General features: G+C 70.1%; 21 protein-coding genes and 3 pseudogenes. 9 read left to right on the forward strand and 15 right to left on the reverse strand.

Features of this window, described 5'->3' with window-relative positions; translation table 11 throughout:
* Positions 1–36: 36 nt before the first annotated feature.
* From AC38ZX_RS13130 to AC38ZX_RS13155, 6 genes and pseudogenes are all read right to left on the reverse strand, one after another.
* A pseudogene (locus AC38ZX_RS13130) lies at positions 37–2,074 on the reverse strand (bifunctional aldolase/short-chain dehydrogenase).
* 150 nt (positions 2,075–2,224) lie between these two features.
* Positions 2,225–4,474: a beta-glucosidase family protein gene (locus AC38ZX_RS13135; RefSeq protein ID WP_491294716.1), complete on the reverse strand. Its 2,250-nt coding sequence runs from the start codon at positions 4,472–4,474 to the stop codon at positions 2,225–2,227.
* A 231-nt stretch (positions 4,475–4,705) separates the two neighbouring features.
* On the reverse strand, positions 4,706–7,357 hold the full coding sequence (locus tag AC38ZX_RS13140; protein WP_491294718.1) for an alpha-L-rhamnosidase: 2,652 nt from the start codon (positions 7,355–7,357) through the stop codon (positions 4,706–4,708).
* Positions 7,358–7,360: 3 nt separating this feature from the next.
* Positions 7,361–8,245, reverse strand: coding sequence for a carbohydrate ABC transporter permease (locus tag AC38ZX_RS13145; RefSeq protein WP_426592378.1), 885 nt, complete (start codon positions 8,243–8,245; stop codon positions 7,361–7,363).
* A gap of 3 nt (positions 8,246–8,248) precedes the next feature.
* The gene (locus AC38ZX_RS13150; RefSeq protein WP_426592379.1) at positions 8,249–9,133 is read right to left on the reverse strand and encodes a carbohydrate ABC transporter permease; all 885 of its coding nucleotides are present in this window, start codon (positions 9,131–9,133) and stop codon (positions 8,249–8,251) included.
* 85 nt (positions 9,134–9,218) lie between these two features.
* Positions 9,219–10,550, reverse strand: coding sequence for an ABC transporter substrate-binding protein (locus AC38ZX_RS13155; RefSeq protein ID WP_491297414.1), 1,332 nt, complete (start codon positions 10,548–10,550; stop codon positions 9,219–9,221).
* Between the two features lie 273 nt (positions 10,551–10,823).
* On the opposite strand from AC38ZX_RS13155, the gene AC38ZX_RS13160 reads away from it, so the two are divergent.
* The 7 genes from AC38ZX_RS13160 (at position 10,824) to AC38ZX_RS13190 (ending at position 17,535) form a co-directional block, all read left to right on the forward strand.
* The gene (locus AC38ZX_RS13160; protein ID WP_491294723.1) at positions 10,824–11,882 is read left to right on the forward strand and encodes a LacI family DNA-binding transcriptional regulator; all 1,059 of its coding nucleotides are present in this window, start codon (positions 10,824–10,826) and stop codon (positions 11,880–11,882) included.
* A gap of 568 nt (positions 11,883–12,450) precedes the next feature.
* Positions 12,451–13,971 carry a sugar ABC transporter ATP-binding protein gene (locus tag AC38ZX_RS13165; protein WP_491294725.1) on the forward strand — a complete coding sequence of 507 codons (1,521 nt, stop codon included), beginning with the start codon at positions 12,451–12,453 and terminating at the stop codon, positions 13,969–13,971.
* Between the two features lie 46 nt (positions 13,972–14,017).
* The gene (locus AC38ZX_RS13170; protein ID WP_491294727.1) at positions 14,018–14,995 is read left to right on the forward strand and encodes an ABC transporter permease; all 978 of its coding nucleotides are present in this window, start codon (positions 14,018–14,020) and stop codon (positions 14,993–14,995) included.
* The gene (locus AC38ZX_RS13175; protein ID WP_491294729.1) at positions 14,995–15,735 is read left to right on the forward strand and encodes an ABC transporter permease; all 741 of its coding nucleotides are present in this window, start codon (positions 14,995–14,997) and stop codon (positions 15,733–15,735) included. The genes AC38ZX_RS13170 and AC38ZX_RS13175 overlap by 1 nt, the downstream gene beginning before the upstream one ends.
* Before the next feature lie 13 nt (positions 15,736–15,748).
* Entirely contained in the window at positions 15,749–16,030 is a 282-nt protein-coding gene (locus tag AC38ZX_RS13180; protein ID WP_491294731.1) for a hypothetical protein, read from the forward strand.
* Positions 16,031–16,065: 35 nt separating this feature from the next.
* Positions 16,066–17,115: a rhamnose ABC transporter substrate-binding protein gene (gene rhaS, locus AC38ZX_RS13185; RefSeq protein ID WP_491294733.1), complete on the forward strand. Its 1,050-nt coding sequence runs from the start codon at positions 16,066–16,068 to the stop codon at positions 17,113–17,115.
* Between the two features lie 63 nt (positions 17,116–17,178).
* The gene (locus AC38ZX_RS13190; protein ID WP_491294735.1) at positions 17,179–17,535 is read left to right on the forward strand and encodes an L-rhamnose mutarotase; all 357 of its coding nucleotides are present in this window, start codon (positions 17,179–17,181) and stop codon (positions 17,533–17,535) included.
* A 9-nt stretch (positions 17,536–17,544) separates the two neighbouring features.
* On the opposite strand, the gene AC38ZX_RS13195 is transcribed toward AC38ZX_RS13190, so the two are convergent.
* From AC38ZX_RS13195 to AC38ZX_RS13235, 9 genes and pseudogenes are all read right to left on the reverse strand, one after another.
* Positions 17,545–18,483: an alpha/beta hydrolase gene (locus AC38ZX_RS13195; RefSeq protein ID WP_491297416.1), complete on the reverse strand. Its 939-nt coding sequence runs from the start codon at positions 18,481–18,483 to the stop codon at positions 17,545–17,547.
* Positions 18,483–18,830: a family 1 glycosylhydrolase gene (locus AC38ZX_RS13200; RefSeq protein ID WP_491297419.1), complete on the reverse strand. Its 348-nt coding sequence runs from the start codon at positions 18,828–18,830 to the stop codon at positions 18,483–18,485. Before AC38ZX_RS13200 ends, AC38ZX_RS13195 begins: the two co-directional genes overlap by 1 nt.
* Positions 18,831–19,284: 454 nt before the next feature.
* A pseudogene (locus AC38ZX_RS13205) lies at positions 19,285–19,728 on the reverse strand (family 1 glycosylhydrolase); the annotation flags it as partial.
* A complete protein-coding gene (locus AC38ZX_RS13210; RefSeq protein ID WP_491294737.1) occupies positions 19,725–20,786 on the reverse strand; it encodes a Bcr/CflA family efflux MFS transporter in 1,062 nt (353 codons plus the stop codon). The pseudogene AC38ZX_RS13205 and the gene AC38ZX_RS13210, both read right to left, overlap by 4 nt.
* A gap of 156 nt (positions 20,787–20,942) precedes the next feature.
* Positions 20,943–21,365, reverse strand: coding sequence for a VOC family protein (locus AC38ZX_RS13215; protein ID WP_491294739.1), 423 nt, complete (start codon positions 21,363–21,365; stop codon positions 20,943–20,945).
* Positions 21,358–22,731, reverse strand: a complete 1,374-nt coding sequence (locus AC38ZX_RS13220; RefSeq protein ID WP_491294741.1) for an FAD-binding oxidoreductase — start codon at positions 22,729–22,731, stop codon at positions 21,358–21,360. The genes AC38ZX_RS13215 and AC38ZX_RS13220 overlap by 8 nt, the downstream gene beginning before the upstream one ends.
* The gene (locus AC38ZX_RS13225; RefSeq protein WP_491294743.1) at positions 22,728–23,498 is read right to left on the reverse strand and encodes an SDR family NAD(P)-dependent oxidoreductase; all 771 of its coding nucleotides are present in this window, start codon (positions 23,496–23,498) and stop codon (positions 22,728–22,730) included. The genes AC38ZX_RS13220 and AC38ZX_RS13225 overlap by 4 nt, the downstream gene beginning before the upstream one ends.
* The gene (locus AC38ZX_RS13230; protein ID WP_491294748.1) at positions 23,495–24,733 is read right to left on the reverse strand and encodes an FAD-dependent oxidoreductase; all 1,239 of its coding nucleotides are present in this window, start codon (positions 24,731–24,733) and stop codon (positions 23,495–23,497) included. Before AC38ZX_RS13230 ends, AC38ZX_RS13225 begins: the two co-directional genes overlap by 4 nt.
* Before the next feature lie 116 nt (positions 24,734–24,849).
* Positions 24,850–25,155, reverse strand: coding sequence for a hypothetical protein (locus AC38ZX_RS13235; protein WP_491294751.1), 306 nt, complete (start codon positions 25,153–25,155; stop codon positions 24,850–24,852).
* On the opposite strand from AC38ZX_RS13235, the gene AC38ZX_RS13240 reads away from it, so the two are divergent.
* Positions 25,148–25,408, forward strand: a complete 261-nt coding sequence (locus AC38ZX_RS13240; protein WP_491294752.1) for a hypothetical protein — start codon at positions 25,148–25,150, stop codon at positions 25,406–25,408. The genes AC38ZX_RS13235 and AC38ZX_RS13240 overlap by 8 nt on opposite strands.
* Positions 25,409–25,426: 18 nt before the next feature.
* Positions 25,427–25,825 (forward strand): annotated as a pseudogene (locus AC38ZX_RS13245) (MBL fold metallo-hydrolase); the annotation flags it as partial.
* Between the last annotated feature and the right edge of the window lie 2 nt (positions 25,826–25,827).

Genomic DNA, 25,827 nt, shown 5'->3' on the forward strand with positions numbered 1-25,827 from the left:
CGGGATCTGGCGCTCGGTCACGTCACGAACCCCTTCTCAGCGCAGGAACGCGGCAGCGACGCCGGAGTCGACGGGCACGTGCAGCCCGGTCGTCTGGACGAGGTCGGGGCCCGTGAGGGCGAACACCGCGGCGGCCACGTGCTCGGGCAGCACCTCGCGCTTCAGGAGCGTGCGCTGGGCGTAGTAGGCGCCGAGGTCGGCCTCGGGCACGCCGTAGGTCGCGGCGCGCTGGGCGCCCCAGCCGCCGGCGAAGATCCCCGACCCGCGCACGACGCCGTCTGGGTTGACCCCGTTGACCCGGATGCCGAACGCACCGAGCTCGGCGGCGAGCAGGCGGACCTGGTGGGCCTGGTCGGCCTTGGTCGCGGAGTAGGCGATGTTGTTCGGTCCCGCGAACAGGGAGTTCTTCGAGGCGATGTAGACGATGTCGCCGCCCATGTCCTGCGCGATCATCGCCCGCGCCGCCTCACGCGCCACCAAGAACGAGCCGCGGGCCATCACGTCGTGCTGCAGGTCCCAGTCGCGGGTCGTGGTCTCCAGCAGCGGCTTGGAGATGGACAGGCCGGCGTTGTTGACCACGAGGTCGACGCCCCCGAACGCCAGCGACGTCTCGGCGATCAGGCGCGCGATGTCCTCCTCGGACGTCACGTCCGCCCGCACGGCGATGGCGACGTCCGGTCCGCCCAGGGACGCGGCGACCTCGGTGGCACCCTCGAGGTTGAGATCGGCGACCACGACGCACGCCCCCTCGGCCGCGAGGCGTTCGGCGATCGCCCGCCCGATGCCCGAGCCCGCGCCGGTCACCAGCGCGACGCGGGTGGCCAACGCCTTGGCCTTCGGCATGCGCGCGAGCTTGGCCTCCTCGAGCGCCCAGTACTCGATGCGGAACTTCTCGGACTCGTCGATGGGCACGTAGGTGCTGATGGCCTCGGCGCCGCGCATCACGTTGATCGCGTTGACGTAGAACTCGCCGGCCACCCGGGCGGTCTGCTTGTCCTTGCCGAACGAGAACATCCCCACGCCCGGGACCAGCACGATCGCCGGGTCGGCGCCGCGGATCGCCGGGCTCTCCGGGGTGGCGTTGCGGTCGTAGTACCCCTGGTAGTCGACCCGGTAGGCGGCGTGCAGCTCCTTGAGGCGCGCGACCACGTCCTCGAGCGGCGCGTCCGCGGGCAGGTCCACCACGAGCGGCTTGACCTTCGTGCGCAGGAAGTGGTCCGGGCACGACGTCCCCAGCCCGGCCAGCCGGCCCAGCTGGTCGCGGGACACGAAGTCCAGCACGACGTCCGAGTCCGTGTAGTGCCCGACCTGCGGCCGGTCCGTCGAGGCCAGCCCGCGGATCACCGGCGCGAAGCTCGGCTGCACGACCGCGTCGCTCGTCGTCGGACAACGGGCTCACGACGACCTCGCCGAACGGGTGCGGTCCGGCTGCGACCTTCGAGGCGATGAATGCTTCTGCCGTACGGATGATCTCGAGGGATCGCGCCTCGGCCTCGTCCGACGTCTCGCCCCACGCCGTGATGCCGTGCCCACCCAGGATGCAACCGATCGCCTGCGGGTTAGCCGCCTTGATCGCCGCGATGTCCAGGCCCAGCTGGAACCCCGGCCGACGCCACGGCACCCACACCACGGAGTCGCCGAACACCTCGGCCATCAGGGCCTCCCCATCCGCGGCCGTGGCGAACGCGATGCCGGAGTCCGGGTGCAGGTGGTCCACGTGGGCCGCGTCGACGAGCGCGTGCATCGCCGTGTCGATCGACGGCGCCGCACCGCCCTTGCCGTGCAGGCAGTAGTCGAACGCGGCGACCATCTCGTCCTCGCGCTCGACACCCGGGTACACGCCGACCAGGGCACGGAGCCGGTCCAGGCGCAGCACCGCGAGGTTCTTCAGCGTCAGGGTGCCCAGGTCGCCGCCCGAGCCCTTGACCCACAACAGCTCCACGTCCTCACCGGTGACCGGGTCCGTCTCGGTGCCCTTGGCGGAGGTGTTGCCGCCCGCGTAGTTGGTGGTCCGCGGATCCGCGCCCAGGCGGTTGGACCGGGCGACCAGGGACTCGGCGGTGGCGCTGGACATCGTTGTCTCCTCAGGTGGAATGAATCGATTCAGACGCTATCCGGGACACGACGTGAGGTCAAGCCGCGGCAGCCCGCGACCGGGTACTCCGACGACGTCGGTCGCGACGGGGCGCCCGCCCCTCCCGGAGGCGGGCGCCCGGTCCTGCGGTCAGCCGACGGTGAACGTCCCCGTCAGCCTGGTGTCACGAGCGGACGTCCCGACCTCGACCGTGTACGTGCCCGGTGCGATCGTCCAGGCGTGGCTCGCCGTGTCGTAGTACGACAGCGGCAGGTCGGCGCCCTGCGGGTCGATCGTCACGGTCACCTTGTCGCCGCGGCCGACCTTCGGCGACACCTTGGCGTAGCCGGCCAGACGCTTCGGCTCACCCGTCGCCGACGGGAGCGTCAGGTACACCTGCGCCGTCTCCGTGCCGGCTTTCGGGCCCGTGTTGGTGACGAGGAACGTCACGTCGACGGCCTTCTTGCCGTTGGTCTTCGCGGTGACCTTGAGGTTGTTGTACGCGTAGCCCGTGTACGACAGGCCGTACCCGAACGGGAACAGCGGGTCGATGTTCTTCGTCGCGTACCACTTGTAGCCGACGAGGAGACCCTCGCTGTAGCTGATCTGACGGATCTCGGTCGAGCCCGTCGGCCGGGTCGTGCTGCCGTTCGCGAAGACGCCCGGGTACTGCTGCGGGGTGTTCGTCGGCGTGTCGGCCAGTGACTTCGGGAACGTCATCGGGAAGTTGCCGACGAAGTTGTCGTCGCCGTAGAGCAGGCGGGCGAACGCGGTGCCCTGCTGCTCACCCGGGTACCAGGCCTCGACGACGCCCTTCACGCTGCCGAGCCACGGCATGGGCGTCGCGGTACCCGTCTCGAGGATGGCGACGGTCTTGGGGTTGGCCGCCGCGACCGCGGCGATGAGCGCGTCGCCGCCGTTGTCCAGGTCCAGGGTCGTCCGGTCGGCGAACTCGCCCTGCTTGGAGTAGCCGAAGACGATGGCGACATCAGCGGCTGCGGCCGTGGCGGCAGCGCTGGTGAGGTCGGCGCCGTTGTCGAACGTGACGGTCGCACCGACCTGCGCCGCGCGAGCGGTGATCGCGTCCAGGGGAGCGACCGGGTTCGGGCAGGCGTTCGTCTGGGGACCGAACGGGCCTCCGGCCTGGGCGCACACCGTCCCGGCGCTGACGCCGTTGGTCGGGGTGTTGGACGCCGTCGGACCGATGATCGCGATCTTCTTCGTCGACGCCGTGAGCGGCAGGACGTTGCCGTCGTTCTTCAGCAGCACCGAGTTCTCCGAGGCGATCTGTGCCGCGAGGGCCTTGTGCGCGTCGGTCGACGTGCTCGTCGACGGTGTCGTCGGCAGCGGGTGGTCGAACAGCCCGTTGGCGATGTAGGACCGCACGACCCGGAGCGCGGCCTTGTCGATCTCGGCAAGGGTCACCGACCCGTTGTCGATCGCGGCTGCGATGTTCGCCGGCGTGTAGAAGCGCGGCCGGTTGGCTTCCTGGTCGAGGCCCGCGTTGAGCGACGCTGCCGTCGAGTGCTGCGAACCGAAGTCCGTCACCACATAGCCGTCGAAACCGTCGTCGCCCTTCAGGAGGTTGTTCAGGATCGGGCTCTCACAGGCGTAGACGCCGTTGACCTGGTTGTACGAGCACATCACGCCGCCCGGGTCGGACTTGGCGACGAGGATGCGGAACGGAGCGTCGTAGACCTCCCGCAGGGTGCGGCCGTCCATGTTCGAGGAGCTCGTCTGGCGGTCCAGCTCCTGCTCGTTGGCCACGTAGTGCTTGATGACGGCCATCACGGGCTGGCTCGGGTTGCCCTTCTGGATGCCGTTCGTCGTCGCCGCCGCCATGTTCCCCGAGAGCAGCGAGTCCTCGCCGAGGTACTCCGGGGTGCGTCCCGCGAGCGGGGTGCGGCTGGACGAGACGCCCGGGCCGAGGATGACGTTCTTGCCGGAGCGGAACGCCTCGTCGGCCTGCGCGACGCCCTTGTCGTAGGCCAGCTGCTCGTCCCACGATGCCGCGAGGCCGATCTGGTCAGGGAAGATCGTGACCCCCGTCGAGCCGCGCACGTAGTCGGGACCGTCGGTGTAGACGACCTTCGGCGTGCAGGCCACCTGCACCGGGTAGGTGACGCCACTGAACGTGGTCTGGGTCGGGCTGTTGGCCGCCTGCTCGTCGAGCCAGCGGAAGCTCTGGTCGAGGGTGCTGGCGTTCAGGAGCAGGGTCGCTCGCTGGTCGGCGGTCTTGCTCGTGTTCATCCACGGGCACGCCGTCGCGGGGCTGTCGGCCTGTGCGGCGACGGCCAGGGGCACGCCGACCGCGAAGGGCACGAGCACCGCGATCGATGACGCGATGGCGAGCGACCGGCGTGCGCCGGGACGTCGCAGGGGGTGGAGCGAGACGTGCATCGGTTCTCCTCGTTGAGAGACGGACGCGAGTGCGTTCGTGTGTAATTCGCCGCAACACGGTTGGTTGAAGCGTTTCAACTCACAACATAGAAACTACCCAGAATGCGGCAATCCAGTCAATCCCGAATGGCATCTGACATGCACGGATCTTGACTTTGCCGAACCGGGCGGAGGGCCGAGAGGCGCGATGAAACGCTCCATCCGGTCGGTGGAGTAGAGAACCAGATGTGCTCAGGAATTGGTCAGCTGATCGAGCTCTGCGGTGAGTTCGTGGCGTCCCGCGGTGAGCTGGACGACGCCGGCGGCGCCGAGATCGACCGTTGCGCGGGCGCCGATCGGGATCGCGACGGTGATTGTCACGGTTCGCCCGTCGAGCTCCCAGCCGACGTGTGCGCGCCCGAACCTGGTCTCGAGCCAGGCCTGCGCCCAGGTGAGGCCTCCGCCGGGGCGAGGAGCGATCTCGAAGGCGTCGCCCGCAGGCGACGCCTGGCGCAGTCCCGCCACGGTGCCGTGCAACCAGTCCGCGACCGCTCCGAAGGCGTAGTGGTTCAAGGAGGTCATGTCGCCGGGGTTGACGGTCCCGTCGGGCAGGATCGAGTCCCACCGCTCCCACATCGTCGTCGCGCCCTGACCCACCATGTAGAGCCAGGACGGGCAGGCGGTCTGCATGAGGAGCGCGTACGCGCGGTCGAGGTGGCCCGTGCTGGAGAGGGCCTCGAGGACGACCGGGGTGCCGACGAACCCCGTCGCCATCAGGTCGCCGCCGTCCTCGACGAGCCGCGCGAGCCGCTCCCCGGCAGCTCCGCGCAGCGCGCTCGGGAGCAGGTCGAACGCCAGGGCCAGGGCGTAGGCGGTGGGAGCGTCGCTGGTGAGATGCCCGTCGGGCAGGACGTAGCGGTGGATGAAGGCCTCGCGGACCTCGCGGGCGAGCGCGTCGAACCGCTCGGCGTCTTCGCTTCGCCCGACGACATCGGCCATTCGTGCAAGAAGGCGGCTGGAGCGCGCGAAGTACGCGCTCGCGACCAGGTAGCGGTCGGTGCGCGCGTCCGCCGGGTCGTCCGGCGGAGCGGCCGGGTCGAGCCAGTCACCGAGCTGGAACCCGGTGTCCCAGAGCCGGTCCGGGCCGGCCAGCCGTTCCACGCACTCGACCCACGCGCGAGCGGAGTCGTACTGCCGGTCGAGGACCTCGACGTCCCCGTACCGCTCGTAGAGGGTCCACGGAACGATCACCGCGGCGTCGCCCCAGGCCGCTCCAGGGCGCGGTGGGGACCACATCGGGTTGCCGTAGATGGTGGGCACGAACCACGGCACGGTGCCGTCCGGCAGCTGCTCGCGTGCCAGGTCGCGCAGCCATGACGAGAGCAGTCCTGCGCTGTCGTAGAGGAACGTCCCCGTCGGGCCGAACACCTGGATGTCACCCGTCCAGCCGAGACGTTCGTCCCGCTGTGGGCAGTCGGTCGGCAGCCCGACGAAGTTGCCCCGCATGCTCCACACGACGTTGTCATGCAGGCGGTTCAGTCTCTCGTCGGACGAGCTGAAGCCACCCGTCCGTCGCATGTCGGTGTGCAGGACGCGCGCAACGACGTCGCCACGCCGCAGCTCGCCGGGCCAGCCCTCGACCTCGACGTAGCGGAATCCGTGGATGGTGAACCGTGGCTCCCACTCCTGGACGCCCCCAGGCCCCAGGACGTAGTCGTCGATCGACTGCGCACCGCGCAGCGGACGGGCGTAGACGCGTCCGTGCTGGAGCACCTCGGCATGGCGCAGGCGCACCTGGGTACCCGCGGGGCCGTCGACACGGATGCGCAGCCGCCCGACGAGATTCTGGCCGAAGTCCAGGAGCGTCGTCCCACGGTCCGTCCGGGTGATGACCGCCGGCGCGAGCTCCTCGGTGCACCGGATCGGTGGCCCCTCGGGGGCGACGAGGGTCGCGGGATCGCGGTCGACGACCTCGACGCCGGACCAGACCGTGTCGTCGAAACCGGCGGACGACCAGTCGGGGACCAGCAGGCGCGCGTCATAACGCTCGCCCTCGTACAGGCCGGAGCTGAGGACGGGCCCTAGCCCCGCGCGCCATTCCGGCCCGGTGGCGATGACCTGGCGGGTGCCGTCTGCGAGCTGGACCTCGAGCTGAGCGAGCAGGGCGAGGCGATCACCGTAGATGTCGCGGTTTCCGCCGTCGAACCCGATGCGGCCGCGGAACCAGCCGTCGCCGAGGAGGGCCCCCATCGCATTGGGGCCGGCTTTCAGGAGTTCGGTCACGTCGTAGGTGGAGTAGCGCAGCCGGTGCGGGTACACGGTCCAGCCGGGGGCGAGGACCTCGTCGCCGACCCGGGCACCGTTGATGTACGGCTCGACGAGCCCGTGCGCGGTCACGTAGAGGCGTGCCGAGACAGGACGGTCCGTGAGGTCGAACTCGTGGCGCACGACCGGAGGACGTCGCAGCTCGGAGTCCTCGGGCGGCCCCGTCGGCGTGAGCATGCGGGCGACCCAGTCGCTGGGTTCGAGCAGACCGGTCTCGGCGTACCCGGCCGGCGACCAGGCGGACGAGCGCCCGTCGGCACTCCGCAGCCGGACGGTGATATGCACGCGCGCCCGTGACCGGAGGGCCTCGAACGGCCACGCGACCAGCGACTGGCCGGCGCCGGGGAGCCAGCCTGACGTCTCGTCCGGTCGGCCGTCGGCGCTGACGCGAAGCTGATACTCCGAGGTGCGCCAGTCGGCCGGGGCGCGTTCGATCGTCCAGGAGATGCGCGGGCGCGCCTCGCCGATCCCGAGCGCGTGCGTGTGGTGCTCGACCTGGGGGGCGCCGATGGTGATGGCGTCGGCGGAAGACGTGTCGGGCTGGTCCGGCGTCGTGGCCGGTCGTGGATCTGTTCGCACGCCTCAGCCCTTGACCGCCCCGGCGGCCAGGCCGCGCATGACTCGCTGGTTCATGAAGATGTACAGGACCAGGACGATGAACATGTTGATGCAGATGGCCGCGAAGGTGGGCCCGTAGTCGACGGCACCGAACTGCCCGGTAAAGTTGAGGAGACCCACCTGGACCGTTCGCAGATAGTCCTGGGTGGTGAAGGTCAGGGCGATGAGCAGGTCGTTCCAGAGGAAGAAGAACTGGACCAGGGCGATCGTGAAGACGGCGTTGCGCATCATCGGGAAGCCGATCGACCAGAACGAGCGGATCGCCGATGCCCCGTCGAGGGTGGACGCCTCGAAGATCTCGCGTGGGATGGACCGGAAGTAGGTCGCCATCATGAACACGGTCAGCGGCAGGCCTATCGCCGTGTACGTGATGATCAGGGGCCACAGGGTGCTGGTCAGGTGGAGCTTGAAGTACACGGTGAACAGCGGCAGCAGGATCATCTGCCCGGGGATCATGATGCCCGCGAGGAACAGCAGCAGGACACCGCCGCGGCCCTTGAAGACCATGACCTGCAGGGCGTACCCGGCGGCCGTGCCGAGCACGACGACGAGCGCGAGTGCCGGGAACACCGCGAGCACCGAGTTGCGCAGGTAGAGCGCGATGCTCGACCAGGCCTCGGTGTAGTTGCTGAAGTTGGTGAAGCTGTTCGGCAGGGACCACGTGGGGTTGTTCAGGAACTCGTCCTGCGTCTTGAACGATCCGAGCAGGAGCCACAGGAGCGGGTACACCATCACGACCAGCAGGACGGTGACGCCGGCGTAGAGCGGGATCCGGCGGATGCGCCGGCGTGCCCGCGCGGGGCGGGCCGGTGCGGCAGAGGTCGCGGGTGCTTGCGTCAAGGTGGTCATCGCTCAGTCCTGGGTCAGGTCGCGACGGTTCGCGCGGAAGATGAAGAGAGTGACGATCAGGCACAGGATCGTCAGCGCCAGGGCGATCGTGGAGCCGTAGCCGTAGTCGCCGTAGAAGAAGGACGTGCGATACATCAACAAGGTCAACGGTGTGGTGCCGGTGCCGGGGCCGCCGGCGGTCAGGGCGTAGATCGAGTCGAAGACCTTCAGCGTGCCGTTGATGCTGAAGATGATCGACGAGACCAGGACCGGCAGGGACAGCGGGAGCACGATGCTGCGCACCAGGCGCCAACCGGCTGCGCCGTCGAGTCGAGCGGACTCGAGAATCTCGTCCGGGACGTCGACCAGACCGGCGTACAGCAGGACTGCGTAGAAACCCATCGAGCGCCAGATGTCCATGAGCGCGATCACCCAGAACGCGGTGCTGGCGCTGCCGAACCAGTCGACGGCATGCAGCCCGACGGCCTCGAGGAGCGCGTTGACAGGCCCGGTCTGCGGGGCGAACTCGAAGAACTTCTGGAAGAGCAGGGCGACGGCGACGGTGGGCAGCACGACCGGGAAGAAGACCAGCGTGCGGATCGTCGCCGAGGCCTTGCGCAGGAAGAAGATGTAGAGGAGTGCGAGGCCGTAGCCGACCGCGACCTGGCCGACCGTGATCACCACGGCGTACTTGAGCGTGAAGAGGAGCGCCTCACGCGCGGCCGGGTCGGTGAACAGCTTTTCGAAGTTCGCGAACCCGACCCAGCTGAACCCGGTGACGACGCTGCCGCTGAAGAACGTGTACCCCAGCGACCAGAGCATCGGCAGCAGCATGACGAGCGAGTACACGAGCAGGGCTGGCCCGAGCAGCAGCAGGATGGCGCGCTTGTCGCCCAGGACACGGTTCATGGCAGCGGGTGCCTCTCATCATCGAGGGGTGTCGGGGCGGGCCGATGGGCACAACCATCGGCCCGCCCCGCTGTACTCCGGAGGGTCAGGAACCCAGGCTGGCCTGGACCTGCTTCATGAAGTCCTCACCGGTCAGCTGGCCCGAGCCGAGCAGGCCGCCGTCGTTCTGGCTGGTGGTGGTCCCCTGCGGGTTGAAGTAGGCCTCGAACCACAGGATGCTCTCCTTGGTCTTGGTGATCTCGTCCTGCACCAGCTGGCTCAGGGGTGCGACGGTGACGCCGCTGCCGACCTTGAACCCGGTGACCTGGCCGCTGTCGCGCAGGGCCACGGTGCCGTAGTTGTCGGCGATGCACTTGATCCAGTTCTGCGTCGCGGTGTCGTCCTTGAAGCCCTTGGTCGAGATCGCCAGGGCGGTGCCGACGTTCGCGGGCATCTGCGCCGCGTCGCCCTTGCCGCCGTCGACGCTGGGGAAGTGCATGAAGCCGATGTTGTCGGCGCCGATCTTGTTCTGCGTGGCGTCGGTGAAGTTCGAGACCGCCCAGGAGCCCATGTAGATGAACGCCGCGTCACCGGTCAGGAACGTGTTCAGCGCCGTGGTGTAGTCGATCGACGTCGGCGACGGGCCGAAGTACCCCTGCTTGCCCAGGTCGGCGATCGCGTCGGCGGCCTTGACGTACTCGGAGTCGGTGAGCTTGGCCTTGCCGTCGCGCACGTCCTTCAGCGCGGTGGGACCCAGGTCGCGAGCGATGTAGTTGCCGACCCAGCGGGTCACTCCCCAGCCGTCGCCCCCCTTGCCCGCGTTGGAGATCGGCTGGATGCCCGCCGCCTTGAGCTTGGCGAACGCGGCGACCAGCTCCGTCCAGGTCGTGGGGACCTCGATGCCGTTGTCGGCCAGGATCTTCTTGTTGTACCAGATGCCCTCGATGTTGAGCTCGGTGGGCAGGACGAGCTGCTTGCCGTCGTACAGGTTGTCGATCACCGACGACGCGGCCGGCAGGACGTCGTCCGAGACTCCGAGCTGCTTGAGCGCGTCACCGGCGTTCTGCAGCGTGCCCTGGCCAGCGAGCTGGGTGTTGAGCGTCGGGGAGTTCGCGCTGATGAAGATGGACGGCAGCGCGTTCTGCCCGGCGAGCAGCTGGAGCTGCTGGTCGAGCGTCGACTGCGCCTGCTTGGTGATCTCCAGCGGCTGGGCCGCATCCTCCGCCTTGCACTCGTTCTTGCTCAGGGTCGTCAGGGTCGTCGGGATCGTCGTGTTCTCGTTGATGGCGAGGAACGAGAGCTTGGACGCCGACTTGCCGGACCCTCCCGAGGAAGATCCGCTCGAAGAGTTGGAGCCAGAGCCGCTACATGCGGCGAGTGCCATCGCCGCGCTCAGTCCGACGGCGCCTGCCAACAGCATCCGCCGACGCTTCAGCATCGAGTTCACAGTTCCTCCTTGAAGTGCGAAAGTATGAATTGAAGCGTTTCAAAACGTAGCCCTCCGACTCGGATGGGTCAAGATGCGTTGTCAAACTGTGATCTGAACAGGTGTGATGCGCTCGGCAGCCGAGATGGACGAGTCGGAGGATGGCGCGTCGATTGGCTCGATTCAACAGATGTCGGGAAGTCGGAGCGGCGTGCGACCGATCCCGCTCTCGGGGCGGCTACTCTCGTCTCGCCGCGATATCTCTCGAGCAGAAGGAGTCGGTCGTTGCCTTCCGGGGAGCAGGCCCGCCGTCCCACCGCCAAGCCGCGCCCGAGCGTGGATGATGTCGCGTCCCTTGCCGGGGTCTCGCTGGGCACCGTCTCGAACGTGCTGAACCATCCCGGCAAGGTTGCGCCCGGGACGCGGGAGCGGGTCGAGCGCGCGATGGTGATGCTGGGATACGTCCCCAACACCGCTGCTCGGTCGTTGAAGCTCGGATCGACCGCGTCGATCGGCCTGATCGTGTCCGACCTGAGCAACTCGCTGTTCGTCGACATCGCACGGGGCGCCGAGAACGGCGCGGAGCACGGTGGGCTGACGCTCCTCATTGCGAACAGCGACGCCCGGATCGAGCGCGAGTCGAACTATCTGGCCATGTTCGCGCAGGCTCGTGTCACGGGCGTCTTGATGACGCTGAACGATGCGGCGCACTTCGCGGCCGTGTCTCGGCGCGCACCCGCGGGCATCCCGCTGGTACTCCTGAACTTCAGCGCACCGGTCTCGCAGTACTGCAGCGTGGACGTCGACAACGCGCTCGGCGGCTACATCGCCACGAAGCACCTGATCGAGTCTGGTCGTAAAAGCTGGCCTTCGTCGGGGGCCCGACCGAGCTGCAGCCGGTCGTCGACCGCGGCAAGGGCTTCCACCAAGCGGTCGGCGAGCACCCGCAGGTCAGCTTCTGAGGTGATCACCCCGGAGTGGATCAACCGGTCGGACGGCTGGTCGGTCGGCGTGGACCTCGCTGGACGCGTCGCGGCCGGCGAGATCGACGGGATCTTCGCGGCGTCGGACCTGCTCGCAGCCGGGATCGTCCAGGCGCTCACCGTCGCGGGACACGTGCGCGTTCCCGAGGATGTCGCGATCGTCGGCTACGACAACAACCAGGCGGCGTGGGACAGCCCCATCCCGATCTCGACGATCGCGCAGCCTGGCCACGAGGTGGGTCGCCTCGGCGCGAGCCTCGTGCAGGAGGAGGCCGCCCACGGCGACGGCCCGCACGAGCACTCGGCCATCGTCCTGCCGCCCAAGTCGTCGCTCGCGAGAAGCTCGGCGCCGCGCCGCTGAGTCCGAGCAGAGGACCGTCGTGAACCGGCGGCGCCGCGTCGGTCGATCGCCGAACTGGTGGCGAGAGCGCCGTTGACGCGTGGGTTCGGCACGGTCCTGCGACGTCGGAGTGGGTGAAGCCTTGCCGCAACCGGCTCCGTCGCGGTCCGTTGCTCCCCACGATTCTCGGACCGGCGTCCCGTTCCCACAGATCCGACGGCCTCTTCGATCGGCGAGACCGACCTGAAGTGAAACGCTTTAAAAGTGCTGCCGCCGAACGCGGACAGCGGCTTGTTCCGCCGGCGGAAAGATGAGTTTGCAACGATTCAATCGCACCCTCGGGATCGTAGCCGGTCCGCCGACGATCGTGGCGGGGAGGCGCCGAGGCGGGCCCCCGACACTTCCGCCCTGGCCGGGCGGCGCCGGCCGCGGCGACTGCGTTGTCGGGACGTGGCCGGTCGAGCCGGCGCCGTTGGAGTCTTCGGCACGATTCCATAACGGTGTTTGACGCCGGCACGGTAGGGGCCTATGGTCCTGTCCAGAGGCATTGAATCGATTTAATGCATCTCGACACTGTCGTCGAAAGGAGATGCCGAATGGCCACGACAACCACAAGCCGGTCCTCGAGCTCGTCGGCGTCCGCAAGGCCTTCGGTCCGGTCGTCGCCCTGCGCTCAGGCTCACTGACCGTCGCGGGCGGCTCGATCCACGGCCTCGTCGGCGAGAACGGCGCCGGCAAGTCGACGATGGTCAAGATCCTGTCCGGCCTGTACCGCAGGGATGGTGGCGTGTTCCGGCTCAACGGCAGGGACGTCGACTTCACCTCGACAGCAGAGTCCAAGGCGGCCGGCGTCGCAGTGATCTACCAAGAGCCGACGTTGTTCCCCGACCTCAGCGTCATGGAGAACATCTTCATGGGCCGTCAGCCACTGCGGTCCGGACGCCGCATCGACCGCTCGGTGATGCGCAGCCAGTCGGCGGCCCTGTTCGCGCGCCTCGGCGTCCACCTCGACCCGCTGCGGCCCGCGGAGGGCCTGTCCATCGCGGACCAGCAGATCATCGAGATCGCCAAGGCCATCTCGCTCGAGGCGAACGTCCTCGTGATGGACGAGCCGACGGCAGCGCTCTCGGGTGTCGAGGTTCGCCGGCTGTTCCAGGTCGCCCGCAGCCTGCGCGACGAAGGGCGAGCCCTGGTGTTCATCTCGCACCGGTTCGACGAGGTGTTCGACCTGTGCGACACGGTCACCGTGATGCGCGACGGCGAGTACATCGCCACGTCCGACATCGCGACCACGTCCGTCGACGAGATCGTGACGCAGATGGTCGGGCGTCGCGTCGACGACCTGTTCCCCAAGGTGCCGGCCGAGATCGGCGAGGTCGCGCTCCGCGTCAGCGGTCTGCAGCGCGCCGGCGTGATCCACGACGTGTCCTTCACCGTTCGCAAGGGCGAGATCGTCGCCCTCGCCGGGCTCGTCGGCGCCGGTCGCAGCGAGATCGCCCGCGCGATCTTCGGCGTCGACCGGTACGACGCCGGGACCGTCGAGCTGCACGGCGCCACGGTGGCCCCGGGGAGCCCGCGGGCCGCGGTCCGGGCAGGCATGGCCCTGATCCCCGAGGACCGCCGCCAGCAGGGCCTGGTCACCGAGTCGACGGTCGCCAAGAACGTCACGGCCGTGATCCGCGCACGGATCGCCGGCTACGGGCTGCTGACCACCCGCCGCGAGAGCGCTGCGGCAGCCCCGTGGGCCTCGCGCCTCGAGGTCAAGACCAGTGCCCTCGACATGACCGGCAGCACGATGAGCGGCGGCAACCAGCAGAAGGTCGTCATCGCCAAGTGGCTGGCCACCGAACCGACGCTGCTCATCATCGACGAGCCCACGCGCGGCATCGACGTCGGCACCAAGGCCGAGGTGCACCGCCTGCTGTCCGAGCTGGCCGGGCGAGGCATGGCGATCCTGATGATCTCGTCCGAGCTGCCGGAGGTGCTCGGGATGGCCGACCGCGTCCTCGTCGTCGCCGAAGGACGGATCACCGCCGACCTGCCACGCGACGCCGCCACCCCCGAAGCCGTGATGCACGCGGCGACCGCGACCCTGGAGCACCAGTCGTGACCGACCTGCTCGTCGAGCCCAGTCAGCTCTCCCCGCACGGCGGGCGGTGCGCACCGTGCTCCGCTCGCGCGAGCTCGCGATCGCGATCGTGCTGGTCGTGATCATCGCCGCCGCGACGATCAAGACGCACACGTTCCTGTTCAGCCCGAACAGCTGGCGCGACCTGCTCGTGACGCCGTCGATCCTGATCCTGCTGGCGGTCGGGCAGGCGGTCGTGATCATCAGCCGCAACGTCGACCTGTCCGTCGGGTCGATCCTCGCGCTCACCGCCTACCTGGCCGGCCGGCTCTTCATCGCCCAGCCGTCGCTGCCGATCGTCGTCGTGTTCCTCATCGCGATGGCCGCGGGCGCCGGGCTCGGACTGATCAACGGCGTCCTGGTCGCGTTCGGCAAGGTCCCGGCCCTCGTGATCACCCTCGGCACGCTGTACATCTACCGCGGGATCGTCCTGACCTGGGCGGGCAGCAACCGGGTCAACGCGTCGGACCTGCCCGCCGCCTTCCTCCTGCTCGGCACCAAGACGATCGGGACGATCCCGGTCCTGACGATGATCTCGGTGCTCTTCCTCATCGTCGTCGGCTACTACCTGTACACCGCGCGCGGGGGCCGGGAGCTGTACGCGATCGGTTCGGAGCCCGACGCCGCCGTCCTGTTCGGCCTGCCGGTGCGCCGCAGGGTCGTCGGCGCGTTCGTCGTGTGCGGCGCCCTGGCCGGCGTCGCCGGGGTCGTCTACGCCGCCCGCTACGGGACCATCAGCTCGGGCGCCGGCGTGGGCATCGAGTTGCAGTCCGTCGCGGCGGCCGTCATCGGCGGCGTCGCCATCTTCGGCGGCAGCGGAACCGTGTGGGGCGCCGCCCTCGGCGCCGTGCTGCTGGTCACCATCAACCGCGCCCTGCCGATCCTCGGGATCCCCGACTTCTGGCAGCAGGCCGTCGTCGGCGTCCTGATCATCGGCGCGATCGTCCTGGACCGGGTGCTCGCCCAGCGCAACGCCCGCAAGCTCGTCGAAGCGAGGGATGCCTGATGGCGCGCACGTACCCCGCCCACGCGAAGCCGCTGTGGCGACGCGTCCTGCTCACGCGCGAGATGGCGGTGATCGCGCTCCTGGTCATCGTCATCCTGTACTCGCTGCGGAACGTGCCGAACTTCGGGAACGCGCTCACGCTGCCGTACCTGCTGCTCGACACCGCGCCGATCCTGCTCATCGCACTGCCGATGACCCTGGTGATCGTCACCGGCGAGATCGACCTGTCGGTCGCGAGCGTCGTCGGGCTCAGCAGCGTGACCCTGGGGGTGCTCACCAACGCCGGCTTCTCGGTGCCGGTGGCTGCACTGGTCTCCCTGGCCGTCGGCGTGGTGTGCGGCCTGTTCAACGGCTTCCTGGTCGCGTACGTCGGGCTGCCGTCGCTCGCCGTCACGATCGGCACGCTCGCGCTGTACCGCGGCATCGCCGTCGGGCTGCTCGGCACCAAGGCCGTCACCGACTTCCCCGACCGGTGGACCCACCTGGCGACGGCCCGCATCGGTGGCACCCAGAGCCCGGTGATCGTCGTCCCGATCGTGGCGCTCGCGGCCGTGTTCATCGTCCTGCTGCACTTCACACCGTTCGGGCGCGGCGTCTTCGACATCGGCCTGAGCGCGGACACCGCCCACTTCTCCGGCGTGCCGGTCGCGCGCACGAAGCCGTGCTGTTCGTCCTGTCCTCGACGGTCTCGGCGTTCGCCGGGATCTTCTTCACGCTGCGCTACGGCAGCTTCGAGGTGACAACGCCACGGGCATGGAGCTGCAGGTCGTCGCGGCCGTGCTGCTGGGCGGCGTGTCGATCTTCGGCGGACGCGGCGCACTGCACGGGGTCCTCGCCGGAGTCCTGCTGATCGGCGTCATCTCGAGCGCGCTCCGGCTCGAGAGCGTCACCGTCAACGTCATCAACATCATCATCGGCGCACTTCTCGTGCTCTCGGTGATCTCCACGAGCGTCCTCGGGTGGTTCGTCCGTCGACGACAACGACCCACGAGGACAACCACCTCACCCGCGGCCGGGCAACCCAGCCCGGCCTGACCGATCGCGCACCCCCGCCCAGGAAGGGAAGAACAATGAAGTTCACCAACAAGAGGCCGGCCGCACTGGCCGCGCTGGCCGTGACCATCGCCCTCACGATCGCCGGATGCTCGTCGGGGAGCAGCGACAACGGTTCCACCTCGAGCAGCACGGGCGGCAGCGGCTCGGGCGGTGACATCTCCGTCGTGATGCTGCCCAAGAACCTCGGCAACCCCTACTTCGACACCAGCACCAAGGGCGCCAAGGCCGCGACGGCCGAGTTCGGCGGGACCTTCTCCGAGGTCGGTCCGGACACCGGTACACCGGACGCCCAGGTCCCGTTCATCAACACCGCCGCCCAGCAGGGCACCAAGGCGCTGATCGTGTCCGCCAACGACCCGAAGGCGATCTGCGACGCCCTCAACGAGGCACGCCAGGCCGGCACCAAGGTCGTCACCTTCGACTCCGACACCGACCCGACGTGTCGCGACCTGTTCATCAACCAGGCAACGGCCGAGGGCATCGCCAAGGTCCAGATCGACATGATCGCCCAGCAGATCGGCGACGCCGGCGAGGTCGCGATCCTGTCCGCCAGCGCCAACGCGACGAACCAGAACGCCTGGATGGAGCTGATGAAGAAGGACCTGGCCGACAACCACCCGAACATCAAGCTCGTCGACACCGTGTACGGCGACGACGACGACCAGACCTCCTTCGACAAGACCGCAGCCCTGCTGCAGTCGCACCCGAACCTCAAGGGCATCATCTCGCCCACCACCGTCGGCATCGCAGCAGCGGCCCGTTACCTGTCGACCTCGGACTCCAAGGGCAAGGTGGCTCTCACCGGCCTGGGGACGCCGAACCAGATGCGTTCGTTCGTGACGGACGGGACCGTGACCGAGTTCGCCCTGTGGAACCCCGAGGACCTCGGCTTCCTCGCGGCCTACGCGGCCGACGCCCTGGTCAGCGGCAAGATCACCGGCAAGGAGGGTGACAGCTTCACGGCCGGCAAGCTCGGCGACTTCAAGGTCGGCGCCGACGCCACCGTGCTGCTCGGCGACCCGTTCAAGTTCAACAAGGACAACATCGCCGACTTCAACTTCTAGTCGAGCGGTCGTCGGGCGCACCGGAACCTCGGTGCGCCCGACGTCCCGCACGAGGTCGAGCCCATGCCGCGCTACTGCTTCGTCTCCCAGGTCGACCCTCGTCACCTGGCCGTCTACCGCGAGCGTCACGCCGCCGTCTGGCCCGAGATGCTCGCCGCGCTGCGCGACGCCGGGTGGTCCAGCTACTCCCTGTTCCTGACCGACACCGGGACACTGATCGGGTACTTCGAGGCCGACGACAAGGACCTCGCGCAGGCCCGCATGGCCGCTACGGACGTCAACGCCCGCTGGCAGGCGCAGATGGCCGACCTGTTCACCGGTGACGGCAACCCCGACGAGGGCTTCTTGTACGTCCCGGAGATCTTCAACTTGGCCGACCAGCTGCGCGCGGCGGGCCTGCCGGTCGACGCAGGCGGATGACCGGCACGGTCAAGCACGCTGCAGGACGTCGCTCATGGCTCGCAGGGTCGCCCGTGCCACCGGCAGCCCCGGTACGTTGAGGTGCCCGTGGGGCGCGCCAGCCACGACGTCCTCGACGACGTCCACACCGCTCGCGCGCAGGTCAGCGACGAGCCGCTCCCCCGACGGCAGCAGGTCGTCGTACTCGCACAGCGAGACGAACGTGGTCGGCAGACCGTCCAGACGGCCGAGGCCGGGGAACGCGTACGGGGTCGTCGCCGGGTGCGGGCCCAGGTAGTTGCGGTTGAGGAAGAAGGTCGACTCGGCGGTGAACCGCAGCACACGCGGCAGGTCGGCCATCCGCGCCACCTGCTCCGGGGACCCTGTCGGCACCGGGTCGTGGACCACCGGGTAGGCCAGCAGGACGGCGCTCGCGGGCCGGCCCTCGTCCCGGAGGCGTTGCGCGACACCGAGCGCCAGGTTCGCCCCGGCGCTCGCTCCCCCGATCGCCCACGGCGCACCCGACGGCAGCAGGGCGGACGTCGTCGAGGCCCAGACGAACGCCGCGTGCACGTCGTCGTGCGGCACGGGGAAGTGGACACCGCCGTTGCAGAGGCGGTAGTCGACGGACACCACGGTCGCCCCCGAGAGGTGCGCGAGCTCGCGCGCCACGACGTCGGCCTCCGGCATGTCCAGGTGGCCGCCGACGAACGCGCCGCCGTGCATCCAGACCAGGCCCCGGGCCTCGGGCGCGCGGTCGACGGGCCGGTAGACCCGCACCGGCACCGGGCCGTGGGGTCCGGGAGCCTCGTGCTCCTCGACGAGCGCGTCGGGCGGCCGGTAGCCGCCGACCGGCGCGAAGAACGTCTCGAACCGCGCGATGTCCTCGGGCGAGGGTGGGGCGGCACCCATGTCCGGCATGTCGTCGATCAGCGCGAGCCGGGCGGCCAGCTCGGCGACGAGCGTCATCAGGCGTCCACTCCGTTGGCGCGGGCGATCGCTGCGTACACGCCGGCGCTCGGCTTCGCGGTGCGGACGAACGTCTCGCGGTCGACGGAGTACAGGCCGAGCTGCCCCTCGTAGCCGAAGATCCACTCGAAGTTGTCCATGAACGTCCAGTGCATGTACCCGAGGACCGGCACGCCGTCCTCGATCGCGTCGAGCAGGCCGACGAGGGAGGGTGCGATGAACGGTGCCCGGAGCGTGTCGTCGTCGGTGGACATGCCGTGCTCGGTGACCAGCACCGGGACGCCGGCGACCTCGTACGCGTAACGCACGGCCCCGGCGAGCGACAGTGGCTCGACGGCCGATCCCATGTGGTTGGTGGGGGTGCCCTCGGGCAGCGGCGCCGGACCGTTCGCGTCGTAGGCCACCTGCTCGTAGTTCTGCACCCCCACGAAGTCGTCCTCGCGGGCGAAGCTCGAGCCAGCGCGTGTAGACCTCGGCGCGCTTGCGGTCGCGCACGGAGGCGTCCTCCCCCACGACGACGTCGTCGACGATCGCCAGACTCATCCCCACCGGCAGGTCGGGGCGGACGGCCTTGATGGCGGCGCGCGCCGCCCGGTGGCCCGCGGTCATGCCGTCGGCCATCTCGTCCATCTCCTCGGGCAGCATCACGTTGCCCAGCCGGTAGCGCTCGACGCCGGCGGCCGCACTTGCCGCCTCGAGCGTCGCGCGCTCGAGATCGGTGATGAACTGCGGCAGCCCGATCCAGGTCAGGAGCCGCGCGAGATTCGGCTCGTTCATGGTCAGCGCGAACGCGATGCGGTCGCCGAATGCCTCCATCACGCGTCCGCAGTACCGCGCGAACAGGTCCGGTGCCTCCGGGTTCAGCCAGCCGCCGCGGGCGGCGAACCAGTGCGGGGACGTGAAGTGGTTGAACGTGACGACGGGCGCGAGCCCGTGCTCGAGGCAGCGGTCGACGATCGCCTCGTAGTGCGCCAGGGCGTCGTCGTCGAACTCGCCGTCGACGGGCTCGATCCGCGCCCACTCCACCGAGAACCGGTAGGCGTTGAGGCCCATGCCGGCCGCGAGGTCGACGTCCTCGCGCCACAGCTCGTAGCCGTTGCACGCCTTGCCCGACCGGTCGCGGAAGACGGTCGGGGTGACGTTCTCGGCGAACCACGTGTCGCTCGTCGTGTTGTCGCCCTCGTTCTGGTGGCCGGCGGTGGCCACCCCCCAGACGAAGCCCTCCGGGAACTCGCGCGTGGTCATGTGGTTCTCCTCGTGTCGGACGGGTATCGATCGGTGCTGGTGGACTCGGGGTGTCGGAGCAGGCGCAGGAGGAGCGGTCCGGCGACCGCGCTGACCGCGACGACGACGGCGAGCGACCAGGGTGAGCCGCCCGCGCCGGCGAGCGGTGCCGCGATCGCGCCGACGGTGAACTGGCAGATGCCCAGCACCCCGGAGGCCGAACCGGCGCGGTCGGCCGCCGCGGCCATGCCCAACGTCGTCGCGGCCGGGATCACCAGGCCGAGGCTGGCCACGGCGAGGAACAGGCCGCCCATGACGAGCGGGAGGCTGTGCAGCCCGACGCCCACGACCAGGACCGCCGCGCCGGTACCGGACGTCACGTGACCGGTGGAGAGCAGACGGCCCGAGCCCGTGCGGCTCACCAGGTGCCGGCTCAGGTTGGACGCCACGAAGATGCCGACCGCGTTCAGGGCGAAGACCAGGCTGTACTGCTGGGGGGTCAGCCCGAACGCGTCCTGCAGGACGAACGACGAGGCTCCGATGTAGCCGAACAGGATGCCGCCGAACGCGGCGGTCGCCGCCAGGTACGCCAGGAACGTCCTGATCCGCAGCACGGAGCCGAGCCCGGCGACCACCGCGCCGAGGTGCGGTGCGACCCGGCGCTCGGCGGGCAGCGTCTCGGGCAGGACCCGCCAGCTGACCGCGGTGAGCAGGGCGGCGACCACCGCGAGCACGACGAACATGCCCCGCCAGCTCATGACGTGGGCCAGCAGACCGCCCGCGACGGGTGCGACGACCGGCGCGATCGCCGTCACGGCGCTCAGTGTGGCGAACGCCCGGCCCGCGGTCGCGCCCGGGTACGCGTCCGCGACGACGGCCCGCGTGACGACGATGCAGGCTGCCGTCGCCAGACCCGCGAGCACACGAAGGCCCAGCAGCACGCCGATCGACGGCGCCAGCGCGGCCAGCACGTGCGCCACCGCGTACCCGATGCCGCCCAGCAGCAGCGGCGGGCGGCGGCCGACGGCGTCGCTGAGCGGCCCGATGACCACCTGACCGACGGCGATACCGATCAGCACCGCCGACACCGTCGCGGCCGCCGCGGCGCTCGTCGTGCCCAGGTCCGTCCCGAGCTTGCGGCAGCACCGGGAGGTAGACGTCCGTGGTGAAGACGACGAGCGAGGTGAAGGCGGCCAGCAGCGGGACGAGGTACCGCGGGACCGTCGTCGGGGCGGTCACGGTGTGCCGCCCGAGCGGTCGAGCAGCTCGACGAGGTTGCCCTCGGGGTCCGCGACGAACGCCATGCGGACGCCGGGCTCGGGCGACGGCTGGGGCGGCACGACCGAGCGCGCACCGAGCGCGAGCAGGCGGTCGAACGTCGCGTCGAGGCCGGCCACGTCGAACGCGACGTGCCCGAACCCCTCGGTCAGCACCGCCTCGGCCGGGTTCGTGGCCCGCAGGCCGGGGTTCGACCCCGCGCGGTGCAGGAGCTCCAGGCGGTCGCCGTGGGTCGGGTGGACCAGCATGACGATGTCGAGGTCGACGGCGTCGACTCGTGCCACGAGCTCGGTCACGTAGCCGAACGCCGACGAGTACCAGGTCGCCGCTGCGTCCAGGTCGGCGACGTTGAGCCCGACGTGGTCGAGGCGATCAGGCATGGACGTTCAGTCCCGCGCGGTCGGCCGTCAGGTACGACGCGATGCGGCCCGTGGGGTCGCGCTCGGCCCGGACGGCCTCGAGCCGGGCGTAGTGCCCGGGCGCGAGGAACCGGTCCTGGCGTCGCGTGAAGTCCGTGTCGCCGAGGTAGACGCCGACACCGCCGTCACGGGCTATCGCGGCGGTCTGCTCGTGCACCCGCGTCTGGTAGCGCTCGTCGTCGGCCTCGTCCCGGTAGACGAGGTAGGTGGCGACGTAGACGTTGCCCTCGACCGAGAACGCCATGTCGGGCAGCGGGCGGGTCGGGGCCCAGCCGTACCAGATGGAGAACGAGTGCTCGGTGTCGAGCCCGCGCCAGATGTCCAGCAGCAGCGGTGCGAGCACGTCGGCGGACGCGTCGGTCCAGGCGCAGTCCACCGCGTACCGGTGGTCCTCCGGGTTCTGGCCGGTCTGCGCGACGCTCTCGTGCGCGACCGACGTCGGGCCGGTGACGTGACCGAGCTCGCGGCCGAGCACGGGGCAGTCGCCGAGGGCGCCGAGCAGCGTGAGCGCCTCGTCGTCGGAGTCGGCCATGCAGGTCGTGTGCAGCAGCAGCAGCGTGCCGCCCGGGTGCTCGATGCCGTCGTACAGCGGCACGTCGGTCAGCCGGGTCGCGGCCATCACGGGCTCGACCCGGCGGTCCAGGTCGGGCAGCACGCGGTGCAGCCAGTGGACGACAGCCTCCGCGTCGTCGAGCCGGAACGTCCAGGTGTCCTGCCACATCACGGGTGGCTCGGGGTACGTCTGCAGGTGGAACCGGGTGACGATGCCCGGGAAGCCCGGACCTGCACCACGCGCGGCCCAGTAGAGGTCCGCGTTCTGGGTCGCGTCGGCCCGGACCAACGCCCCGTCGGCGGTCACGACGTCGACCGCGACGACGCTCTCGCACGCCCAGCCGCAAGCGCGCCCGTTCCACCCCTGGCCGCCCTGCAGCAGGAAGCCGCCGATCCCCACCGTCGCGCAGTGGCCGACGGGGAACGCCCGACCCCGATCGGCGAGGAACGGCGCCAGCTCGAGCGCGCCCGTCGTCGCCGGCCCCGCGGCGACGATGCCCGTCGCCTCGTCGTACTCGATCGAGCGCAGGGCGCCCAGGTCGATCAGCAGCGCGTCGTCGCGCACGCTCCACGCGGCCCACGAGTGCCCGCCCGAGCGGATGCTGATCCCCCAGCCGCGCTCGACCGCCAGGCGAGTTCCGGCGACCACGTCGTCCGCGTCGACCGCGTCGAGCACGGCCGCCGGGAAGCGGTCGGGACGGCGAGCGTTGAACACCCGGCCGACGCGCGCCTCCTCGTAGCCGTCGTCGCCCCGCAGGACGAGCCGGCCTTTCATCCGACCACCGCCGCGCCGCCGTCGACCGGGATGTTCGCCCCTGACACGTGCGACGACTCGTCGCCGGCCAGGAACAGCACGGCGTTCGCGACGTCCTCGGGCTGCCCCCACTTGCGCAACGGGACGCGCGACAGGATCTTCTCGGCCGGGCCGTCCGGGGCGTGCAGGAACCCGCTGGTCTGCGGGGTCTCGGTCATCGCCGGGCTGACGGCGTTCACGCGGATGCCGAGCGGGCCGCCCTCGACCACCAGGTTCGACGTCAGTGCGAGCACCCCGCCCTTGGCGGCACCGTGCGCGTTCTGCGGCTCGAACCACGCACCTCGCGACCCGGTGATGGAGCCGATGTTGACGATCGACCCGCCGCCCCGCGCCACCAGGTGCGGCCAGGCCGCGCGCGTCACCAGGAACACGATGTCCAGCTCGTTGCGGATCGTGAACGACCAGTCGGCGTAGGAGAGCTGGTCGATCGCCCCGAACCGGATCGCCGAGGCGTTGTTCACCAGCACGTCGATGCCGCCGGACAGGGCGACGGCCTGGTCGACCCACGCCTGGGCGCCCGCCTCGGTGGCCAGGTCGACGGGCGCGACCGCGTCCATCCGCCCCCCGGCCGCCCGCACGAGCTCGACAGTCTCCTGCGAGGGCACGGGGTTCAGGTCGCACCCCACCACGTGTGCGCCCTCGCGGGCGCACACCAGCGCCGTGGCCCGGCCGATCCCGCCACCGGTGCCGGTGACGAGGACGACCCGGCCCGCGAGCCGTCCCGTCATCCCGCGTGCCGATCCCCGGAGGCCTCCTCCAGCGCGCCACCGCCGAAGTTCTTGTCATGGTCGAGGGTCATCCGCAGGATCGGGTAGGTGATCTCGCGCATCTGCTCCTCGTAGGTGCCGATCGCCTCGACCAGCTCGGCCTCGCCGCGCGCGACGCGGTCGAGCTGGTCCACCAGGAGCGCCGCGTCGTTGAGCGCGAGGTTGGCGCCCATGCCCAGCGTCGGGAGCATGCCGTGGGCGGCGTCGCCGACGATGGTGACGCGCGACGAGGCCCAGTCGTCGGCCGGCTCGAGGAACCCGAACGGGATCGCGAACATCGACTCCAGCTCGACGCCGGCGACGATCGCGCGGGCCGCGGGGTGCCAGCCCTCGAGGGCGGCGAGCATCGACTCGCGCAGCTCGACGGCGGTCTGGTCGGTCCACTCGGCGACGGGCGGGACGACCGTGCCCTCGCTGAGGCTGCAGCTGACCATGATGTAGCCGGCGACAGGGTCGAGGACCACGTCAGGTGCCAGGTCGGCTGCGGCCTCGTCGGCCGCGCGGCGCGGGCGGAAGTTGGCGATGAGCAGCCGGGAGCCCTTGCGGTCCACGGCCATGAGGACGCCCTGGTCGAGGATGTCGGGCATCAGCGCGTCGAGCTCGGGTGTGATGGGCGTGCGGCCGTACACCCCGATGCCCCGGATGCCTGTGGGGATGACGGGGACCTGGGGCAGGGCTGCGTCCGCACGGCGGACCGGATGCCGTCGGCGCCGACGAGCACGTCGCCGCGGGCGGTGCTGCCGTCGGCGAGCGTCGCGGTGACCCCGTCGGCGTCCTCGACGAACGAGACGACGGGCGAGCCGGTGTGCATCGCGGGCCCGAGGCGCGCCGACAGCACCTGCCGGAGCGTGCGGCGGTGGACGCCGGTGTGCGGCACCGGCCCGTCGTTGGGCGGGCCCATGTGCTCCCGCGAGGAGCTCGTTCAGCTGGTCGTCGAGCACGATCGACTGGTGCCGGTCGTAGTTCCGGCGGGAGGTCTGCTGGTAGAGCGCGAACAGGTCGTCCGGGAGGCAGCGGCGCAGCGCCTCGCCGCCGATCGCGTTGAAGTGCAGGTAGTAGCCCTGCTTGCGGTCGAGGTCGGCGTCGCGCTCGAACACCTCGACCGTGTGGCCGGACTTGAGCAGTCCTTGTGCGGTGGCCAGGCCGGCGAGGCCTCCACCGGCGATCAGGACATGCAACGGTCGAGGATCGGTCACGGCAGCACTCCCTTGTGCGGACTTCGTTCTGCGGCAGCTTCGTTCGAGCGACACTCTCGTTGTGTGAAAGTGACTTTCGTGAATAGCGTATAGCGCGATCGGGCAGGACGCCAGCGTCAGCCGCGGATCGGTCGTCGACGCTCGCGACCGTCCCAACCCTCCGCCAGCGCGGCGAGCCGGCCGTGCATCCCGAGGATCGGCGCGCCGGACCGGTGCACCTCGACGGGGTGCGGGAAGAGCGGTCCCCCGTCGTGCCAGGCAACCGCGACAGCCCCGGACGACGCCGTGTGGATCAGCGGGCATCCCAGCTCCTCCAGGCGCGCAGACTCCGTCGCGAGGTCCTCCACCACCCAGCTCACGTGCCCGAGGCCCGGCCTGCCCAGCCGGTAGGCGTCCGCGAGCCACGGGTCGACCGTGTGCACCACCGCGAGCCTCGATCACGACGGGACCCCAGGCCGCGAACGCCGCGGTGTGGTCGAAGTACGACGGGTCCTCGATCCGGGAGGCGTCGGCGAGCGTGAAGTCGTCGAACGCGACATGCTCGTCGACGAGGAACGGCCCGACGCCGAGCGTGCGGATCGCCCGGTCGATGCCTTCGTCGAGGTCGTCGACCCAGTAGCCCAGGTGGTGAAGCGGTCGCACGGCCGTCCTCATTCTGTGGAAGTGATGTTCTGAGAGTGAGAGTATGGGCTCATGAAGCTCACGCACCTCGGCCACGCCTGCCTGCTCGTCGAGACGCCCGGCGCTCGGCTCCTCATCGACCCCGGTGTGCTGTCCGACTTCGCCCACGTGCGTGACCTGGACGCCGTCCTGGTCACGCACCAGCATGCCGACCACGTCGACGTCGCCCGCCTCGGCGCGCTGCTGCAGGCCAACCCCGGTGCGGTCCTCGTCGTCGATGCCGACACCCGGCCGGCGGTCGACGGGCTCGCCGCCACCGTCGTCGTCGCGACGCCCGGCGACCGCCTCACGTTCGGCGGAAGCACCGTCGACGTGCTCGGCGACCTCCACGCGGCCGTGTACGCCGACGTGCCGGGCTGCACCAACGCGGCGTACCTGGTCGACGACGGCGCCCTGCTGCACCCCGGCGACTC

The sequence above is a fragment of the Cellulomonas sp. McL0606 genome (assembly GCF_058248365.1).

Excerpts from the sequence above, each read along its gene's own strand:
- AC38ZX_RS13135 (WP_491294716.1), bottom strand. The coding sequence starts at position 4,474 with ATGCACGTCTCGCTCCACCCCCTGCGACGTCCCGGCGCACGCCGGTCG.
- AC38ZX_RS13145 (WP_426592378.1), bottom strand. The coding sequence starts at position 8,245 with ATGACCACCTTGACGCAAGCACCCGCGACCTCTGCCGCACCGGCCCGC.
- AC38ZX_RS13150 (WP_426592379.1), bottom strand. The coding sequence starts at position 9,133 with ATGAACCGTGTCCTGGGCGACAAGCGCGCCATCCTGCTGCTGCTCGGG.
- AC38ZX_RS13155 (WP_491297414.1), bottom strand. The coding sequence starts at position 10,550 with ATGCTGAAGCGTCGGCGGATGCTGTTGGCAGGCGCCGTCGGACTGAGC.
- AC38ZX_RS13165 (WP_491294725.1), top strand. The coding sequence starts at position 12,451 with ATGCCGAATGGCCACGACAACCACAAGCCGGTCCTCGAGCTCGTCGGC.
- AC38ZX_RS13175 (WP_491294729.1), top strand. The coding sequence starts at position 14,995 with ATGGCGCGCACGTACCCCGCCCACGCGAAGCCGCTGTGGCGACGCGTC.
- AC38ZX_RS13180 (WP_491294731.1), top strand. The coding sequence starts at position 15,749 with ATGGAGCTGCAGGTCGTCGCGGCCGTGCTGCTGGGCGGCGTGTCGATC.
- rhaS (WP_491294733.1), top strand. The coding sequence starts at position 16,066 with ATGAAGTTCACCAACAAGAGGCCGGCCGCACTGGCCGCGCTGGCCGTG.
- AC38ZX_RS13190 (WP_491294735.1), top strand. The coding sequence starts at position 17,179 with ATGCCGCGCTACTGCTTCGTCTCCCAGGTCGACCCTCGTCACCTGGCC.
- AC38ZX_RS13195 (WP_491297416.1), bottom strand. The coding sequence starts at position 18,483 with ATGACGCTCGTCGCCGAGCTGGCCGCCCGGCTCGCGCTGATCGACGAC.
- AC38ZX_RS13200 (WP_491297419.1), bottom strand. The coding sequence starts at position 18,830 with ATGGGATCGGCCGTCGAGCCACTGTCGCTCGCCGGGGCCGTGCGTTAC.
- AC38ZX_RS13215 (WP_491294739.1), bottom strand. The coding sequence starts at position 21,365 with ATGCCTGATCGCCTCGACCACGTCGGGCTCAACGTCGCCGACCTGGAC.
- AC38ZX_RS13220 (WP_491294741.1), bottom strand. The coding sequence starts at position 22,731 with ATGAAAGGCCGGCTCGTCCTGCGGGGCGACGACGGCTACGAGGAGGCG.
- AC38ZX_RS13225 (WP_491294743.1), bottom strand. The coding sequence starts at position 23,498 with ATGACGGGACGGCTCGCGGGCCGGGTCGTCCTCGTCACCGGCACCGGT.